General features: G+C 58.9%; 16 protein-coding genes. 13 read left to right on the forward strand and 3 right to left on the reverse strand.

Going from position 1 to position 16,590, the window contains the following annotated elements; all coding sequences use genetic code 11:
- Nucleotides 1-27: 27 nt before the first annotated feature.
- The 7 genes from alc (at nucleotide 28) to ACM1ZW_RS29790 (ending at nucleotide 6,618) form a co-directional block, all read left to right on the forward strand.
- Nucleotides 28-1,023: an allantoicase gene (gene alc / locus ACM1ZW_RS29760; protein WP_017339775.1), complete on the forward strand. Its 996-nt coding sequence runs from the start codon at nucleotides 28-30 to the stop codon at nucleotides 1,021-1,023.
- A gap of 115 nt (nucleotides 1,024-1,138) precedes the next feature.
- Nucleotides 1,139-1,642 carry an ureidoglycolate lyase gene (locus ACM1ZW_RS29765; protein ID WP_007898831.1) on the forward strand — a complete coding sequence of 168 codons (504 nt, stop codon included), beginning with the start codon at nucleotides 1,139-1,141 and terminating at the stop codon, nucleotides 1,640-1,642.
- A gap of 50 nt (nucleotides 1,643-1,692) precedes the next feature.
- Nucleotides 1,693-2,985, forward strand: coding sequence for a urate hydroxylase PuuD (locus ACM1ZW_RS29770; protein ID WP_414880087.1), 1,293 nt, complete (start codon nucleotides 1,693-1,695; stop codon nucleotides 2,983-2,985).
- A 171-nt stretch (nucleotides 2,986-3,156) separates the two neighbouring features.
- On the forward strand, nucleotides 3,157-4,515 hold the full coding sequence (locus ACM1ZW_RS29775) for a nucleobase:cation symporter-2 family protein (protein ID WP_414884287.1): 1,359 nt from the start codon (nucleotides 3,157-3,159) through the stop codon (nucleotides 4,513-4,515).
- A gap of 156 nt (nucleotides 4,516-4,671) precedes the next feature.
- Complete coding sequence (locus ACM1ZW_RS29780; protein WP_414880089.1) at nucleotides 4,672-5,457, forward strand: outer membrane protein OmpK; 786 nt, start codon at nucleotides 4,672-4,674, stop codon at nucleotides 5,455-5,457.
- A gap of 1 nt (nucleotide 5,458) precedes the next feature.
- Nucleotides 5,459-5,836 carry a hypothetical protein gene (locus ACM1ZW_RS29785; protein ID WP_416739908.1) on the forward strand — a complete coding sequence of 126 codons (378 nt, stop codon included), beginning with the start codon at nucleotides 5,459-5,461 and terminating at the stop codon, nucleotides 5,834-5,836.
- Complete coding sequence (locus ACM1ZW_RS29790; protein ID WP_017339779.1) at nucleotides 5,833-6,618, forward strand: outer membrane protein OmpK; 786 nt, start codon at nucleotides 5,833-5,835, stop codon at nucleotides 6,616-6,618. The genes ACM1ZW_RS29785 and ACM1ZW_RS29790 overlap by 4 nt, the downstream gene beginning before the upstream one ends.
- Before the next feature lie 68 nt (nucleotides 6,619-6,686).
- Here ACM1ZW_RS29790 and ACM1ZW_RS29795 read toward each other — a convergent pair whose 3' ends face one another.
- The 3 genes from ACM1ZW_RS29795 to ACM1ZW_RS29805 all read right to left on the reverse strand — a co-directional run bounded on the left by ACM1ZW_RS29795 (nucleotide 6,687) and on the right by ACM1ZW_RS29805 (nucleotide 11,707).
- Complete coding sequence (locus ACM1ZW_RS29795; protein WP_416739909.1) at nucleotides 6,687-9,497, reverse strand: RHS repeat domain-containing protein; 2,811 nt, start codon at nucleotides 9,495-9,497, stop codon at nucleotides 6,687-6,689.
- A gap of 73 nt (nucleotides 9,498-9,570) precedes the next feature.
- The gene (locus ACM1ZW_RS29800; protein ID WP_414880091.1) at nucleotides 9,571-10,740 is read right to left on the reverse strand and encodes a patatin-like phospholipase family protein; all 1,170 of its coding nucleotides are present in this window, start codon (nucleotides 10,738-10,740) and stop codon (nucleotides 9,571-9,573) included.
- Between the two features lie 34 nt (nucleotides 10,741-10,774).
- Complete coding sequence (locus ACM1ZW_RS29805) at nucleotides 10,775-11,707, reverse strand: lipid A biosynthesis lauroyl acyltransferase (protein WP_017339783.1); 933 nt, start codon at nucleotides 11,705-11,707, stop codon at nucleotides 10,775-10,777.
- A 118-nt stretch (nucleotides 11,708-11,825) separates the two neighbouring features.
- Between ACM1ZW_RS29805 and minC the strand changes: the two genes are divergently transcribed.
- The 6 genes from minC (at nucleotide 11,826) to ACM1ZW_RS29835 (ending at nucleotide 16,522) form a co-directional block, all read left to right on the forward strand.
- Nucleotides 11,826-12,563 (forward strand): septum site-determining protein MinC, encoded by a 738-nt coding sequence (minC, locus tag ACM1ZW_RS29810; protein ID WP_416739910.1) that lies wholly within the window; start codon nucleotides 11,826-11,828, stop codon nucleotides 12,561-12,563.
- A 201-nt stretch (nucleotides 12,564-12,764) separates the two neighbouring features.
- Nucleotides 12,765-13,577 (forward strand): septum site-determining protein MinD, encoded by an 813-nt coding sequence (gene minD, locus ACM1ZW_RS29815; RefSeq protein ID WP_017339785.1) that lies wholly within the window; start codon nucleotides 12,765-12,767, stop codon nucleotides 13,575-13,577.
- The gene (gene minE / locus ACM1ZW_RS29820; RefSeq protein ID WP_007944431.1) at nucleotides 13,577-13,831 is read left to right on the forward strand and encodes a cell division topological specificity factor MinE; all 255 of its coding nucleotides are present in this window, start codon (nucleotides 13,577-13,579) and stop codon (nucleotides 13,829-13,831) included. Before minD ends, minE begins: the two co-directional genes overlap by 1 nt.
- 91 nt (nucleotides 13,832-13,922) lie before the next feature.
- Nucleotides 13,923-14,558 (forward strand): RluA family pseudouridine synthase, encoded by a 636-nt coding sequence (locus ACM1ZW_RS29825; RefSeq protein WP_017339786.1) that lies wholly within the window; start codon nucleotides 13,923-13,925, stop codon nucleotides 14,556-14,558.
- A 231-nt stretch (nucleotides 14,559-14,789) separates the two neighbouring features.
- Nucleotides 14,790-16,079 carry a M18 family aminopeptidase gene (locus tag ACM1ZW_RS29830; RefSeq protein ID WP_017339788.1) on the forward strand — a complete coding sequence of 430 codons (1,290 nt, stop codon included), beginning with the start codon at nucleotides 14,790-14,792 and terminating at the stop codon, nucleotides 16,077-16,079.
- 266 nt (nucleotides 16,080-16,345) lie between these two features.
- On the forward strand, nucleotides 16,346-16,522 hold the full coding sequence (locus tag ACM1ZW_RS29835; protein ID WP_017339789.1) for a hypothetical protein: 177 nt from the start codon (nucleotides 16,346-16,348) through the stop codon (nucleotides 16,520-16,522).
- The last annotated feature ends 68 nt before the right edge of the window (nucleotides 16,523-16,590 follow it).

Here is a 16,590-nt window from a genome sequence, read left to right on the forward strand (position 1 = left end):
CCAACTAATTAAAGGCAGACAAGAAGAATGAAAGCTTACGCCGTACCTTTCGAGAAGTTCGTCAACCTGGCCGACGCCCGCCTGGGCACCAAAATCATCTCGGTCACCGATGACTGGTTCGCAGACGCCAACCGTCTGTTCCAACCGACCCCGGCCGTGTGGAAGGAGGGCGTGTTCGATGACAACGGCAAGTGGATGGACGGCTGGGAGTCGCGCCGCAAGCGCTTCGAAGGCTACGACAGCGCCGTGATCCGCCTGGGCGTGCCCGGCTCGATCAAAGGCGTGGACATCGACACTTCATTCTTCACCGGCAACTTCCCGCCGTCGGCCTCCCTGGAAGCCTGCTTCCTCGCTTCGGGCGAACCGGACGAAAACACTCAGTGGACTGAAGTACTGTCGGCCGTCGAGCTCCAAGGCAACAGCCATCACTATCACGAAATCAATAACGACCAGGCCTTCAGCCACCTGCGCTTCAACATCTATCCGGATGGTGGCGTGGCCCGTCTGCGTGTGTACGGCATTCCGTTCCGCGACTGGTCCGCTGTCGGCGACAACGAGCAGGTCGACCTGGCCGCAGCCCTGAACGGTGGCCGCGCCCTCGCCTGCTCCGACGAACACTTCGGCCGCATGAGCAACATCCTCAACCCGGGCCGTGGCATCAACATGGGCGACGGCTGGGAAACCGCACGTCGCCGTACGCCGGGCAATGACTGGGTGATCGTCGCGCTGGGTCATGCCGGCGAGATCGAAAAAGTCATCGTCGACACCCTGCACTTCAAGGGCAACTACCCGGACACGTGCTCGATCCAGGGCGCGTTCGTCAAGGGCGGCACCGACAGCCAGATCGAAACCCAATCGCTGTTCTGGCGTGAACTGCTGCCGGCGCAGAAACTGGAAATGCACGCCGAACACACCTTCGCCGAGCAGATCAAGGCACTGGGCCCGATCACCCATATCCGCCTGAACGTGTTCCCGGACGGCGGCGTGAGTCGCCTGCGCGTATTGGGCAAGGTCGCTAAATAAGCGCAAACCCATCGCCAGCAGGCTGGCTCCCACATTTGGAATGCGTTCCCCTGTGGGAGCCAGCCTGCTGGCGATAGCAACAGAACCAACAACACAGAATTCGGATAAAAACAGCATGCGCACACTGACGATTGAACCGCTGACCAAAGAAGCCTTCGCCCCTTTCGGTGACGTGATCGAAACCGACGGCAGCGATCACTTCATGATCAACAACGGTTCGACCATGCGCTTTCACAAACTGGCGACGGTGGAAACCGCCACGCCAGAGGACAAGGCGATCATCAGCATTTTCCGCGCCGACGCGCAGGACATGCCGTTGACCGTCTGCATGCTGGAGCGTCACCCGCTGGGCAGCCAGGCTTTCATTCCGCTGCTCGGCAACCCCTTTCTGATCGTGGTCGCGCCACTTGGCGATGAACCTGTATCAGGCTTGGTCCGCGCCTTCGTCACCAACGGCAGGCAGGGCATTAATTACCATCGCGGCGTTTGGCACCATCCGGTGCTGACGATCGAAAAGCGGGATGACTTCCTGGTGGTTGATCGCAGTGGCACAGGCAATAACTGCGATGAGCATTTTTTCAAAGAGGATGAGCGTTTGATCCTCGCCCCCCACCAATAAGAGAAGGTCCGATCACTCGACAACAGAGTGACGGGCGAGAGGTAAAGACTGTGGAAGCACATCTGTTGGAATGGCTGAACCTGAGCGTGCGCTGGGTTCACATGATTACTGGCGTGGCCTGGATCGGTGCGTCGTTCTACTTCGTCTGGCTGGAGAACAACCTCAACCGGGTCAACCCGAAAAGCGGTCTGGCCGGTGATTTGTGGGCGATCCACGGCGGCGGTATCTATCACCTGGAAAAATACAAACTGGCCCCACCGACCATGCCGGACAACCTGCACTGGTTCAAATGGGAGGCCTACTTCACCTGGCTGTCGGGGATCGCGCTGCTGTGCGTGGTGTTCTACTCCAACCCGACGCTATATCTCTTGGCACCAGGCAGCAGCCTGACCGGCCCTGAAGGTGTTGCCCTGGGCATCGCTTCGTTGTTCGTCGGCTGGTTCGTCTACTCCTTCCTCTGCGACTCGGCGCTGGGCAAACGCCCTGCCCTGCTCGGTTTCATCCTGTTCGTGCTGATTATTGGCGCCGCCTACGGCTTCAGCAAAGTGTTCAGCGGTCGTGGTGCGTATCTGCACGTCGGCGCGATCATCGGCACCATCATGGTCGGCAACGTGTTCCGCATCATCATGCCGGCGCAACGCGCACTGGTGGCGGCGATCGCCGAGAACCGCACGCCGGATCCGGCGCTGCCGGCCAAAGGCTTGCTGCGTTCACGGCACAACAACTACTTCACCTTGCCGGTGCTGTTCATCATGATCAGCAACCACTTCCCGAGCACCTACGGCAGCCAGTACAACTGGCTGATCCTGGCCGGGATCGCGGTGCTGGCAGTGTTGGTGCGTCACTACTTCAACACCCGTCATGACAGCCACAAGTTTGCCTGGACCCTGCCCGTCGCTGCCGTGGGCATGATCTGCCTGGCTTACGTCACCGGCCCGGCGCAGATGCCGAGCGCACCGGAAGTGGCGAAGGCTCCTGGCACCATCGAGTACCAGCCGTTGCCGGAAACCGCCGTCGGCGGGGGGGCCAAACCCGCAGTCGCGAAACCTGCCGAAGCACCGGTCCAGGCGTCAAACGCCGGCCCGAGTTTCGACAAGGTGCACAGCGTAATCCAGGAACGTTGCTCGGTCTGCCACTCGGCCAAACCGACCAGCCCGCTGTTCAGTGCAGCACCGGCCGGCGTGATGTTCGACACCCCCGAGCAGATCCGCCAGAACGCGGCGCGCATCCAGGCACAAGCCGTCACCAGCCAGATCATGCCACTGGGCAACATCACCCAGATGACCCAGCAGGAACGTGACCTGATCGGCGCGTGGATTGTTCAGGGAGCTCCGACCAACTAAGCGTTGAAAAGCTTCGCGGGCAAGTCGGATCGCCGCTCCGCTCGCTCCTACGGATATGCAGTGTCCCTGTAGGAGCGAGCGGTGCGGCGATCCGACTTGCCCGCGAATGACCGCGCCGCGGTCAACCCTGATGCACAAAATCACAAGAATAAAAAAGATCCGAGGTGTTGCATGTCCGAGCTATCCGAAGCGCGCATCCCCGACGCACCCGCCATTCAGCGTTTGCCCCTTTTGCAACTGATCCTGGTCGGTCTGCAACATGTTTTGCTGATGTACGGCGGCGCCATCGCGGTGCCGCTGATCATCGGGCAGGCCGCAGGCCTGAGTCGTGAAGAAATAGCCTTCCTGATCAATGCCGACCTGCTGGTGGCCGGCATCGCCACCATCGTCCAGTCGCTGGGCATCGGCCCGATGGGCATTCGCATGCCGGTGATGATGGGCGCCAGTTTCGCCGCGGTCGGCAGCATGGTCGCCATGGCCGGCATGCCCGGCATCGGTCTGCAGGGGATCTTCGGCGCGACCATTGCCGCCGGCTTCTTCGGCATGATAATCGCGCCGTTCATGTCCAAAGTCGTGCGTTTCTTCCCGCCTCTGGTAACGGGCACCGTCATCACCTCGATCGGTTTGTCGCTGTTCCCCGTGGCCGTCAACTGGGCAGGCGGCGGTGCGGGTGCCGCTCAGTTCGGTTCACCGATTTACCTGGCCATCGCCGCGCTGGTGCTGGCCACCATCCTGTTGGTGCATCGTTTCATGCGCGGTTTCTGGGTCAACATTTCGGTATTGATCGGCATGTGCCTCGGTTATGCGATCTGCGGTGTGATCGGCATGGTCGACCTCAGCGGCATGGCACAGGCGCCATGGGTGCAGATCGTCACACCGCTGCATTTCGGTATGCCGAAGTTTGAACTCGCACCGATCCTGTCGATGTGCCTGGTGGTGGTGATCATCTTCGTCGAGTCCACCGGAATGTTCCTCGCGCTGGGCAAAATCACCGGCCAGGACGTCTGCCCACGGATGCTGCGTCGCGGCTTGTTGTGTGATGCCGGCGCGTCGTTTTTCGCCGGGTTCTTCAACACCTTCACCCACTCCTCGTTCGCGCAGAACATCGGCCTGGTTCAGATGACCGGCGTGCGCTGCCGCTCGGTGACCATCGTCGCCGGCGGCTTGCTGATCGTGCTGAGCCTGCTGCCCAAGGCAGCGTTCCTCGTGGCCTCGATTCCACCAGCGGTATTGGGCGGTGCAGCCATTGCGATGTTCGGCATGGTCGCCGCCACCGGAATCAAGATTCTTCAGGAAGCCGACATCGGTGACCGTCGAAACCAGTTGCTGGTGGCGGTGAGCATCGGCATGGGATTGATACCGGTGGTGCGTCCGGAGTTTTTTGCGCACCTGCCACTGTGGATGAGTCCGATCACTCACAGCGGCATCGCCATGGCGACGTTGAGCGCGCTGGCGCTGAACCTGCTGTTCAACATCCTCGGCGGCCGCGAACGCGCGGCGATCAACGACTGCCACGCGCACCCGCACTGATCGAACTCTGTGGCGAGGGGATTTATCCCCGCTGGGTCGCGAAGCGGCCCCAGCATTCTCTCAAGCAAACCGCATTCGCCTGTTTTACGGCTGCTTCGCAGCCGAACGGGGATAAATCCCCTCGCCACGAACAATAAAAACAAGAGGGAGCAACAGATGATTCGGACACAAAAAAACATGCTGTTGGCCGGCGGCCTGTTGGCCGCGAGCCAAGCCATGGCCGGCGATCTGCTGCTGTGGCAGACCAACAGCCTGAGCTATCTGTATGGCAAGGATTTCGCGGTCAACCCGTCGATCCAGCAGACGATAACTTTCGAACACGCCGACCGCTGGAAGTACGGCGACAACTTCCTGTTCGTCGACAGCACTTACTACAACGGCGAGAAAGACCGGAATAAAGGGGTGCACGCCTATTACGGCGAGTTCAGTCCACGCCTGTCTTTGGGCAAAATCCTCGACCGCCGTTTCGAATTCGGCCCGATCAAGGACGTGTTGCTGGCCATGACCTACGAGAATGGCGAAGATGACACCGAGGCCTATCTGATCGGCCCCGGTTTCGACCTCGCGGTACCGGGTTTCAACTATTTCACCTTGAACTTCTATAACCGCCAGACCGAAGGCTCGCGCCCCGGCGACGATGTCTGGCAGATCACGCCGGCCTGGTCCTACACCCTGCCAGTGGGCAATTCGAGCCTGTTGATCGACGGCTATATCGACTGGGTCGTGGATAACGACCAGAACTCACATGGCACCTACCACGCCAACCTGCACTTGAACCCACAGATCAAATATGACCTGGGGAAGTCCTTGGGCTGGCGGGAGAAACAAGTGTACGTCGGCGTCGAATACAGCTACTGGAAAGACAAATACGGCATCGAAAACAACGCCAACTTCGACACAAATGAGAACACCACCAGCCTGCTGGTGAAGGTGCACTTTTAAGATGACCCGCAACCGTGCTCCAAACCTGTCGTCGGTGCGCTGTTGCGGGGCACTTGAGACCTGGCCAAGGAGTCAGTATTCTCCGCGGCCGCCCGAATCCGCTTTAAAAAAAAGCCCGGATTTAATTCCTGACCAGAAAGCCAACTTATCCCGGCCCTGGACGGTAACAAGGCATTCCAACCCCCCTCTCAATCGACGGCTCTTGAGCCGCCGAACGGGAGTTTTTTTGCTTTTCGAAAGCCTTGGCGCAGCGCTTGCCAACAGCACTGAAGCTAACCGATTGGATGATTTTTTACCGCTACAGAAAAAGGCGCCACACCAGAGCGTCGATCTTAAAAAAACAACGTGGAACACCTACTTTTTGGGAGCAACCGAATGAAACGTACGTGCACTAGCCTGATGCTGGCCGGATCCTTGCTGGCCGGGGGCCAGGCCATGGCCGGCGACTTGCTGCAATGGCAGAACAACAGCCTGACCTACCTGTATGGCAAGGACTTCCAGGTCAACCCGCGCATTCAGCAGACCGTGACTTTCGAACACGCCGATGGATGGAAATACGGGGATAACTTCTTCTTCGTCGACAAGATCTTCTACAACGGCGAAAAGGATTTCAACGTCGGCCCGAACACCTATTACGGTGAGTTCAGCCCGCGTATTTCCCTGGGCAAGGTCCTGGACCAGAAGATAGGGTTCGGTCCGGTCAAAGACGTGCTGCTGGCCATGACCTACGAGTTCGGTGAAGGCGATACCGAGTCCTACCTGATCGGTCCGGGTTTCGACCTGGCGATCCCGGGCTTCGATTACTTCCAGCTGAACTTCTACAACCGTCAGACCGAAGGCCCTCGCGCCGGGGATAACGTCTGGCAGATCACTCCAGTGTGGTCCTACACCATTCCCGTGGGTGACTCGAACATCCTGATCGACGGTTTCATGGACTGGGTGGTCGACAACGATTCGAACTCAAAAGGCGACTACCACGCCAACCTGCACTTTAATCCGCAGGTTAAGTACGACTTGGGTAAAGCACTGAACATTGGCGAGAAGCAGTTGTATGTGGGGGTGGAATACGACTACTGGAAAAACAAGTACGGAATTGAAGACAGCCAGTACTTCAAGACTGATCAGAGCACGACGAGTTTCTTGGTGAAGTTTCACTTCTGATCAAAACTGATTAATAGATATCGCCCGGCAGCCAAGATACCGGGCGAACATCTTCGACGTCGCCGACCTTAGTAGTAAGCGCTTAGAAGCCGCTTCGATGAATTCCCTAAGCGTTGCTCAAAAACATCAAAATCAATAGGTTCTCCCGTACGCATATCGAAGACATTGTCCGGTAAAACGATCGTTGACCCAAAAGTTCCATTACCCACCGCTATCTTCGGAGGGGTCACTTCTTTCATTGAAACCTTTACATAGCTTTGCTTCTGCCCCTCAAGCAATACATCCAATAGTTCTACGGACATAACTTCAAACGCTGCACCGGGATTTGCCAGTGACTCAGATTCATAGAAAGGATAACCGCTTCGCGGGGATAAAGGAGATATGGGCTTAGGACTAAAATGCTGATTGACTTCAAAAATCACAGAAGTCTCGTCAAACTTACGATTTTCATCATTTGAGTGAAATCCCGCAAATTCTGCGGCAACGATAGGATTTTCGGTAAAAGAGGCGAAATCAGTATTGATCAATATATTCCCGACCCCCAATCGACCTTGCCTGAAAAAAGCACCCGACGTCCCTCTGCGCCCTGATCCCCCCCGATACAGTGTTACATCACCGGTGTGAGGAAGCGCGCTAACTATATCAGCCAAGTCATAAACGCGAGATACATTGTCGCTTGCTACGCGAGCATCTTTAGGAAAATAACTCTCGGAATACTCTCTCTCTTCCCCTAACCTTAGGTAGTCATTGACAAAGTACCCTGAGTCCGCGGCATAAGCCTCCAGATAAGTACGCTCATGCTTATCCGGAACTATATTTGACTCCTTTAGCAAAATTGTCTGTCGTGCACTTACAGCCGCCCCTTTAGTTTCCCTTGCTTTTTCATGATTGCTTACAAGAAGAAGATCATTAAAATCTGTCCCCGACAAACCATCCACGTCCTTGAGCGTCAGCGGGTTATTTAAGACATATCCAAATAAATTCAAACCGTTTACAAACCAGGCAGGATCTGGACTCACCCACCGCTGCAACCACGGTGCGCAGTACCGATACCCATAATAATAAAGCCCCGTCGCATCCCGCTCTTTACCCGAATAACGAATCGTCTTGTACTTGCCTTCCGTCTCGCTTGCCCCCGCCCACAACGCCGTCCCGCCAAACGCGTAATAAACCTCCCGACTCAGCACGCCACCCTGTTCATCCAACTCCAGCGTGCTGGAATTCAGGTGATTGCTCAGGCAAAACCGCAGCTGGTTATCAGGAACATCGCGAGGCAACTTCGTAACCCAGTGCAAGGCTCGAACCTGACTGCGCCCGGTTTCGACACTCACGACGTGCCGTTCTTCGCCAGTCGCCGAATCACGATGAATTTCCAGCCCCGGCAAGTAGAGAACTTCCGCCCGCAACGTACGACTCGCAGCCTGGGTCAGTCGGACCTTTCGCAGTCGATGCCCGGGACTGTCGTAGCAATAACATTCTGTATCGTCAGGGCCGTCGCCACGCCTGACCAGCGTGACCCGGCTTAACTGATTGCGAATGTCCCAACCCATCTTTTGGCCGCGCAACAACGCCAGTTGATTGCCATTGGCGTCGAAGCCGTCGACCAGATTGGCTTTTTCCGCAACACTGCGATTGCTGTCTGGCGAGGTAAACATCTCGAAGGTTTCTGCACCGCTGTGATGGCGGGTTTGCAGATTACCTGCTGCGTCGTAGTTGAAGGTCTGGATGTAATTGCGCAACTGGCTGGGATCCAGCGGCGTGGTTTGCCACGACGGCAACGCTGGGCCGTAGCTCGGCTGACTGACTTCGCTGCCGGTGGCTTCGATCAGTTGGTGAAGGCTGTCGTAGGTGTAGCTACAGACCGGATCGATTCGCTGATTGTTGAAATGACGCGTCAGTTGAGCCTTGTCTTCGATGCTGGTGATGTTGCCCATCGGATCATATGCATAATTAAAATCCTGAAGCGGCTTGCCCTCGACATTGCAAGATTGCAATTGCAGGAGGCGCCCGTCTTCACCTGCGTAACGGGCGGTGGTGGTGACGCCATTTCCAGCGCATTCGCTGACGACCCCGCCCAAGGCGTCGTAGCGGATCTCACTGACCAGCAAACGCGGCTCTTCCAAGGGCCCTGCCAGCTTCAGTCGGGCCTCACGTAATTGCCCTGCCCGGTCGTAAGTGAACGATCTGACGTTATCCATGGCATCAGTCTGACTTCGCATCTCCCCCAAAGGACCGTACAGCTGCGTCGTCTCGAACACTTCGTCTTCCAGTCCGGCATCGGCGAACGCGGACGACCAATCCGGCGGCTCCAGATCGCGCAGGAAACGCATTCGCTCCGACAGCAGCAAACCACCCACACCGTATTCGCAGAGGCGCCGACTGCCGGCCGGGTGGTCATGGCAGATCAGTTGTCCGCATTGGTTATGAACGGCGAACTCGTCATCGGCAGCACCATAGGTGAACCGATCAGATACCCGCGGCAGCTCGTCTGCCATCTGCTCAGTAACAGTTATTGCACGCTGAAGCTGATCGAATTCAGTGTGACGTTGACCGCCGCGACCATCCCAGGACGAGCAAACCGCATCCGCCTGATTAAACAAACTCAGTCGCCAACCGGCATCGACGCTGTCCACCAACAATGGCCGGCCCTGCAAATCGAATCCGGATTGAAGATTGGGTTTGGGTGCTGTTAACCACAGCCGTGGGTCCCAGGCAGCGAATTGCCGCCCGGCAGGATCGAAGTGGTTACGGGTAATGCGCGTATCAATCGATGTGTTCAGCGGAAGACGACAATAAGCGACATTTCGCACAGCCAACCCGCGCGGGTCCGTCACCGTCACTGTTGGCGTGTGAGCATCGATCCATTGCGCAGCAGCCATCTTGCAACCCTCTGCCGAGGGGCTTCAATCTGATCGTAGAGGCAAGTAAATGTCTACTGTCACAACTGACAGTTCAAGCGACTTCAGGCACCGTTAACCCAAGAAACCGACTCAACTCATCCCGCTTGGCCAATGCATCCCGCCGCCCCAGATCAATCAACTCGCTGCAATACCCCGCCTCGAACAGCAAGTAACTCAACACCCCCGCCCCGCTGGTCTTGGTCGCCCCCGGCCCGCGCAGAAACAGACGCAACGCCGCCGGTAACTCCTGACGGTGACGCGCAGCAATTTCATCAATCGGCTGGCTCGGCGAAATCACCAACACCTCCACCGGCGCTACGCCGAGCGCACGGGTCGGCGTGCCATCGGGCATCAGGTGACTGAACTGGTTCAGGCGCTGCAGCAACTCGATGTCGCTTTCCAGGCTGTCAATGAACGTACTGTTGAGCATGTGCCCGCCGATCTGCGCGAGCGTCGGTTGCTGGCCGGTGTAGGCGCGTTGCAGCGGTTGCTCGGGGTCAACGCCGCGTGGGTTGCCGCTGACGCCCACCACCAGCACGCGATTGGCGCCCAGGTGCAGGGCCGGGCTGATCGGCGCGGATTGGCGTACCGCGCCGTCGCCGAAATATTCTTCGCCGATTTTCACCGGGGCAAACAGTAATGGGATGGCGGAGCTGGCGAGCAAATGGTCGACGGTCAATTGCGTCGGCACGCCGATTCGCCGATGACGCAACCAGGCGTCGATGGTGCCCCCGCCCTCATAGAACGTCACGGCTTGTCCGGATTCATAGCCAAACGCGGTGACCGCGACGGCCTGCAACTGCTTGTGCGCAATGGCTTCGGCGATGCCGGTCATCTGCAGTTTGTCGTTGAGCAACCCGCGCAGCGGCGAGCTGTTGAGCAAGGCCACCGGCACCTGAGCGCCGATGCCGAGCAAACTGTGGCTGACAAACCGACTGGCCTGATGAATCACCCCCGGCCAATCGCTGCGCAACACCAGGTGACTGCGGAAACCCTGCCAGAAGGCTGTCAGACGCTCAATCGCGCCCCGGAAATCCATCGCGCCGCTGGCCAGACTGACGGCGTTGATCGCCCCGGCCGAGGTGCCGACGATTACCGGGAACGGATTGTCTGCCCCCAGCGGCAGCAGTTCGGCAATCGCCGCCAATACGCCGACCTGATAAGCCGCCCGAGCCCCGCCGCCGGAAAGAATCAACCCTGTAACCGGTTCAGCAGGACTCATCGCAACGCTCCATGGTGCTTGATGGGATAGGGGTTCAACCGCGTTTTGCGTACAGCTTGGGCTCGCCCGGCGGACGGCTCTTGAAGCGGCGATGGGCCCAGAGGTATTGCTCCGGGCAGTCGCGCAGCACGCCTTCGATCCATTGGTTGATCCGCAGGCAATCGGCTTCTTCGGTCTCGCCGGGGAAACCCTCGAGCGGCGCATGGATCACCAGTCGATAACCGCTGCCGTCCGCCAGACGCTCCTGGGTGAACGGCACCACCAGCGCCTTGCCCAGCCGCGCAAATTTGCTGGTGGCGGTGACGGTCGCCGCCTGAATGCCGAACAGTGGCACGAAGATGCTTTGCTTGGCGCCGTAGTCCTGATCCGGTGCGTACCAGATCGCACGGCCGGCCCGCAGCAACTTGAGCATGCCGCGCACGTCTTCGCGCTCCACGGCCAGCGAATCGAGGTTATGCCGTTCGCGGCCACAGCGCTGGATGTAATCGAACAACGGATTCTTGTGCTCGCGGTACATGCCATCAATGGTGTGCTGCTGACCGAGCAACGCCGCGCCGATTTCCAGCGTGGTGAAATGCACCGCCATCAGAATCACGCCCTTGCCGTCGCGCTGGGCTTTCTTCAGATGCTCCAGCCCTTCGACGTGGGCCAGTTTCGCCAGACGCTCCCGGGACCACCACCAGCTCATGGCCATTTCAAAGAAAGCGATGCCGGTGGAGGCAAAGTTTTCCTTGAGCAGGCGTTTGCGCTCGGCAGCAGACTTTTCCGGGAAGCAAAGTTCCAGATTGCGCCTGGCAATGCGCCGTCGGTCGCCCGCCGCGCGATACATCAATGCGCCGAGGGCGCGGCCGATTGACAGCAACGCCGGATACGGCAATTGAACAATCAGCCACAACAGCCCCAGCCCACACCACAGCGGCCAGAAACGCGGCATAAGAAATGTTTTTCGAAAACGCGGGCGATCCATTAAAGCTTCCGGAAAGACGATGGCCGCGCATTCTACATCGTTCGACCCGGCTTGCGGCTGGCGAGCGTTCTCGTTATAAGTCTCGGCACTTTTAGTGACAAGCCGTTGTATGCCGACCATGAGCCAAACCGACCTGCTAGACCAAGATCCCGTGTTCCAGTTGAAGGGCAGCATGCTCGCCATTACGGTGCTGGAGCTGGCCCGCAACGACCTCGAGAGCCTCGATCGGCAACTGGCCGCCAAGGTCGCCCAGGCGCCTGGCTTCTTCAGCAACGCACCGTTGGTACTGGCGCTGGACAAGCTTCCGGCCAGCGAAGGCGCGGTCGATCTGCCAGGCCTGATGCGCGTCTGTCGCCAGCACGGTCTGCGTACGTTGGCGATCCGCGCCAGCCGCATCGAAGACATCGCTGCCGCCATCGCGGTCGACCTGCCGGTGCTGCCACCGTCCGGCGCCCGCGAGCGGCCGCTGGACCCGCTTGAAGGGGCCGTTGCGAAAAAACCGGAACAACCGCCGGAACCGACGATCAAACCGACGAAAATCATCACTTCGCCCGTACGTGGCGGCCAGCAGATTTATGCACAGGGTTGCGACCTCGTCGTAATCTCGTCGGTCAGCCCGGGGGCGGAACTTCTCGCCGACGGGAACATCCATGTATACGGCCCGATGCGCGGTCGCGTACTGGCCGGGGTCAAAGGCGACACGAAAGCCAGGATTTTCTGTCAGCAAATGAGCGCTGAACTGGTCTCCATCGCAGGCCACTACAAGGTTTCGGAGGATCTGCGGCGCGACCCTTTATGGGGTGCCGGCGTACAGGTCAGCCTGTCGGGCGATGTGTTGAACATCATTCGGCTTTAACGGATACTGCCGCATTTTCCAAGCATCTCTAAAACGTAGCGAATACGGCTCAAACGAAGTAGGAAAAAGGCCAAAAGCAGTGTTTATCGAAGGTAAGCGCCGTTCTGGACCGGATTCCAGCCAAGGCTGTCCGACTGCAGTAGTTTTTCTAGAGATGTTTTTCAGGGGCTAAATGTCCTTTTTCCTTAGGGGTGAAACACCTTGGCCAAGATTCTCGTGGTTACATCCGGCAAGGGTGGTGTGGGTAAGACCACCACCAGTGCTGCTATCGGTACCGGCCTCGCACTGCGCGGTCACAAAACAGTTATCGTCGACTTCGACGTCGGTTTGCGTAACCTCGACCTGATCATGGGTTGCGAGCGTCGCGTCGTGTACGACTTCGTCAACGTGGTCAACGGCGAAGCCAACCTGCAACAGGCCCTGATCAAAGACAAACGCCTGGAAAACCTCTACGTGCTGGCCGCCAGTCAGACCCGCGACAAAGACGCGCTGACCGTCGAAGGCGTGGAAAAAGTCCTGATGGCGTTGAAGGAAGACTTCGAATTCGTGGTCTGCGACTCCCCGGCCGGCATCGAGAAAGGTGCTCACCTGGCCATGTACTTCGCCGATGAAGCGATTGTCGTGACCAACCCGGAAGTCTCCTCGGTTCGTGACTCGGACCGCATGCTGGGCCTGTTGGCCAGCAAGTCGCGTCGCGCTGAAAACGGCGAAGAGCCGATCAAGGAACACCTGCTGCTGACCCGTTACAACCCGCAACGCGTCAGCGACGGCGAAATGCTCGGCGTCGAAGACGTCAAGGAAATTCTCGCCGTGACCCTGCTGGGTGTGATCCCTGAGTCCCAAGCGGTACTCAAGGCGTCCAACTCCGGCGTGCCGGTGATCCTCGACGACCAGAGCGACGCCGGTCAGGCGTACAGCGATGCCGTTGAACGCCTGCTGGGTAAAACCGTGGAGCATCGGTTTCTCGATGTGACGAAGAAAGGATTCTTTGAGCGTCTGTTTGGAGGCCGGTAATGAACATTTTTGACTTCTTTCGTGCTAACAAGAAGCCAAGTACCGCCTCGGTAGCGAAAGAGCGTCTACAGATCATCGTGGCGCATGAACGCGGCCAACGCAGTACGCCGGACTACCTGCCCGCCTTGCAGAAGGAATTGGTCGAGGTGATCCGCAAGTACGTCAATATCGGGTCCGATGACGTGCACGTCGCCCTGGAAAACCAGGGTAGCTGCTCGATTCTGGAACTCAATATCACCCTGCCAGATCGCTGAGTCGATCCGGCAGGAGCCACGGCGACTCAGGCCCCCTCTGCCAATGGAGGGGGCCTGAGTCGCCGTTGGCGTTTGTTACGAGGCTGTTTTAATGCCGCTGTCCAACATCCGTATCATCCATCAGGACGCCGCCGTACTGGTGGTGGATAAACCGACCCTGTTGCTGTCCGTCCCCGGCCGGGCCGATGACAACAAGGATTGCCTGATCACCCGCCTGCAAGAAAACGGCTACCCGGAAGCCCGCATCGTCCATCGCCTGGACTGGGAAACGTCCGGCATCATTCTGCTGGCCCGTGACCCGGACACCCATCGCGAACTGTCTCGGCAATTTCACGACCGCGAAACCGAGAAGGCCTACACAGCCCTGTGCTGGGGTCAACCGGAGCTGGACAGCGGTAGCATCGATCTGCCGTTGCGCTACGATCCGCCGACCAAACCGCGCCACGTGGTGGACCACGAGTTCGGCAAAAACGCCCTGACGTTCTGGCGCGTACTCGAACGTTGCGGCGACTGGTGCCGGGTCGAACTGACACCGATCACCGGCCGCTCCCATCAGTTGCGCGTGCACATGCTCTCAATCGGCCATCCGCTGCTGGGCGACGGCCTCTATGCCCATGAGCAGGCGCTGGCCGCCTGGCCACGGCTGTGCCTGCATGCGAGCATGCTCAGCTTTACTCACCCGCAGAGCGGCGAACGCTTGCGCTTCGAGTGTCCGGCACCGTTTTAAGCGCAGCACACTTCTCCCCGTGGGAGCGAACCTCTGTCGCGAGGGAACTTGCTCCCGCTCGGCTGCGATGCAGTCGCAAAGCTGTTGGGGCCGCTTCGCGCCCCAGCAGGAGCAAGCTCCCTCACCACACCGGCTCCCACAAGGGATCATCTGCAGACGCAACCCCCTCAGCCCAACGCCAATTCTGCGACCAATACGTTAAACTGGCGCCATTGCTGTCTGGAGCTACTTATGCGCGAAGAGTTGAACCAAGGCCTGATCGATTTCCTCAAGGCCTCCCCTACCCCGTTCCATGCCACCGCCAGCCTTGTTCAGCGTCTGGAAGCGGCGGGTTATCAGCGTCTCGATGAACGCGAGCCCTGGTCCACCGAGGCCAACGGCCGTTACTACGTCACCCGCAATGACTCTTCGATCGTCGCCATCAAGATGGGCCGTCATTCAGCGCTGCACGGCGGCATTCGCCTGGTCGGCGCCCACACCGACAGCCCGTGCCTGCGGGTCAAACCCCAGCCGGAACTGCAACGCCAGGGTTTCTGGCAACTGGGCGTCGAAGTCTACGGCGGCGCGCTGCTCGCCCCCTGGTTCGACCGCGACCTTTCCCTGGCCGGCCGCGTGACCTTCCGCCGCGACGGCAAGGTCGAGAGCCAGCTGATCGACTTCAAGGCACCGATTGCGATCATTCCGAACCTGGCCATTCACCTCAATCGTGAAGCCAACATGGGTTGGGCCATCAACGCCCAGACCGAGCTGCCGCCGATCCTTGCGCAGTTTGCCGGCGATGAGCGTGTGGACTTCCGCGCCGTGCTCACCAACCAGCTGGCGCTGGAGCATGGCTTGAACGCCGACGTGGTGCTCGATTACGAGCTGAGTTTCTATGACACCCAAAGCGCGGCGGTCATCGGCCTGCATGGCGATTTCATTGCCGGCGCGCGCCTGGACAACCTGCTGTCGTGCTACGCCGGCCTGCAGGCCTTGCTGACGGCTGAAACCGACGAAACCTGCGTGCTGGTCTGCAATGACCACGAAGAAGTCGGTTCCTGCTCCGCGTGCGGCGCCGACGGCCCGATGCTTGAGCAGACCCTGCGTCGCCTGCTGCCTGATGGTGATGAATTCGTACGCACCATTCAGAAGTCCCTGCTGGTCTCGGCCGACAACGCCCACGGCGTGCACCCCAACTACGCCGACAAGCACGACGCCAACCACGGCCCGAAACTCAACGCCGGCCCGGTGATCAAGGTCAACAGCAACCAGCGTTACGCCACCAACAGCGAAACCGCCGGGTTCTTCCGCCATCTGTGCATGGCCGAGGAAGTGCCGGTGCAAAGCTTCGTGGTACGCAGCGACATGGGCTGTGGCTCGACCATCGGTCCGATCACCGCCAGCCACCTGGGCGTGCGCACCGTGGACATCGGCTTGCCGACGTTCGCCATGCACTCGATCCGCGAGTTGTGCGGCAGCCACGACCTGGCGCACCTGGTGAAAGTGCTGAGCGCGTTTTACGCCTGCCAGGAATTGCCGTAATCACCAAGCAAAGGAAATCTGCAGAGAATCCTCTGTGGCGAGGGAGCTTGCTCCCGCTCGACTGCCAAGCAGTCGCAAAACCGACGAATGCGGTCTGCCAGGAAGAACGCGATGGCTGGTGTTGGGGCTGCTCCGCAGCCCAGCGGGAGCACGCTCCCTCGCCACAATAATCCCGCGGTTCTCGCGGCTCATTCTGATACACATCACTACCGGCCACCCAAAACCCACCTAGACTTGAAATACCCCCTTAGACAAGGCAGTCGCCCATGATCTCGATGTCTTCATTCCACGCCATGCTGATCCCGATTCTTGCCGGGATGATCCTGCTGGCCATCGGCTTCAATTTCCGTGACAAGAATGTCGGCGTGTTCGCGATGTGGATCGGCATGCTGACCATCCTCGCCACCGTCGTCTTCAAGATCCTCGCCAAACTCAACGAATAAATCCTCGCCCCTCGCTCGCATTGATTTTGGCGGGCTCGTACACTCGGTCGATCTGCTCCTTTCAAGGT

Origin of the sequence: Pseudomonas sp. NFX71 (genome assembly GCF_048079215.1) — a bacterium.
Taxonomy (GTDB): domain Bacteria; phylum Pseudomonadota; class Gammaproteobacteria; order Pseudomonadales; family Pseudomonadaceae; genus Aquipseudomonas; species Aquipseudomonas fluorescens_B.

Coding starts and splice junctions, on each gene's coding strand:
- alc (WP_017339775.1), top strand. CDS start 28: ATGAAAGCTTACGCCGTACCTTTCGAGAAGTTCGTCAACCTGGCCGAC.
- ACM1ZW_RS29765 (WP_007898831.1), top strand. CDS start 1,139: ATGCGCACACTGACGATTGAACCGCTGACCAAAGAAGCCTTCGCCCCT.
- ACM1ZW_RS29775 (WP_414884287.1), top strand. CDS start 3,157: ATGTCCGAGCTATCCGAAGCGCGCATCCCCGACGCACCCGCCATTCAG.
- ACM1ZW_RS29780 (WP_414880089.1), top strand. CDS start 4,672: ATGATTCGGACACAAAAAAACATGCTGTTGGCCGGCGGCCTGTTGGCC.
- ACM1ZW_RS29785 (WP_416739908.1), top strand. CDS start 5,459: ATGACCCGCAACCGTGCTCCAAACCTGTCGTCGGTGCGCTGTTGCGGG.
- ACM1ZW_RS29790 (WP_017339779.1), top strand. CDS start 5,833: ATGAAACGTACGTGCACTAGCCTGATGCTGGCCGGATCCTTGCTGGCC.
- ACM1ZW_RS29795 (WP_416739909.1), bottom strand. CDS start 9,497: ATGGCTGCTGCGCAATGGATCGATGCTCACACGCCAACAGTGACGGTG.
- ACM1ZW_RS29800 (WP_414880091.1), bottom strand. CDS start 10,740: ATGAGTCCTGCTGAACCGGTTACAGGGTTGATTCTTTCCGGCGGCGGG.
- ACM1ZW_RS29805 (WP_017339783.1), bottom strand. CDS start 11,707: ATGGATCGCCCGCGTTTTCGAAAAACATTTCTTATGCCGCGTTTCTGG.
- minC (WP_416739910.1), top strand. CDS start 11,826: ATGAGCCAAACCGACCTGCTAGACCAAGATCCCGTGTTCCAGTTGAAG.
- minE (WP_007944431.1), top strand. CDS start 13,577: ATGAACATTTTTGACTTCTTTCGTGCTAACAAGAAGCCAAGTACCGCC.
- ACM1ZW_RS29825 (WP_017339786.1), top strand. CDS start 13,923: ATGCCGCTGTCCAACATCCGTATCATCCATCAGGACGCCGCCGTACTG.
- ACM1ZW_RS29830 (WP_017339788.1), top strand. CDS start 14,790: ATGCGCGAAGAGTTGAACCAAGGCCTGATCGATTTCCTCAAGGCCTCC.
- ACM1ZW_RS29835 (WP_017339789.1), top strand. CDS start 16,346: ATGATCTCGATGTCTTCATTCCACGCCATGCTGATCCCGATTCTTGCC.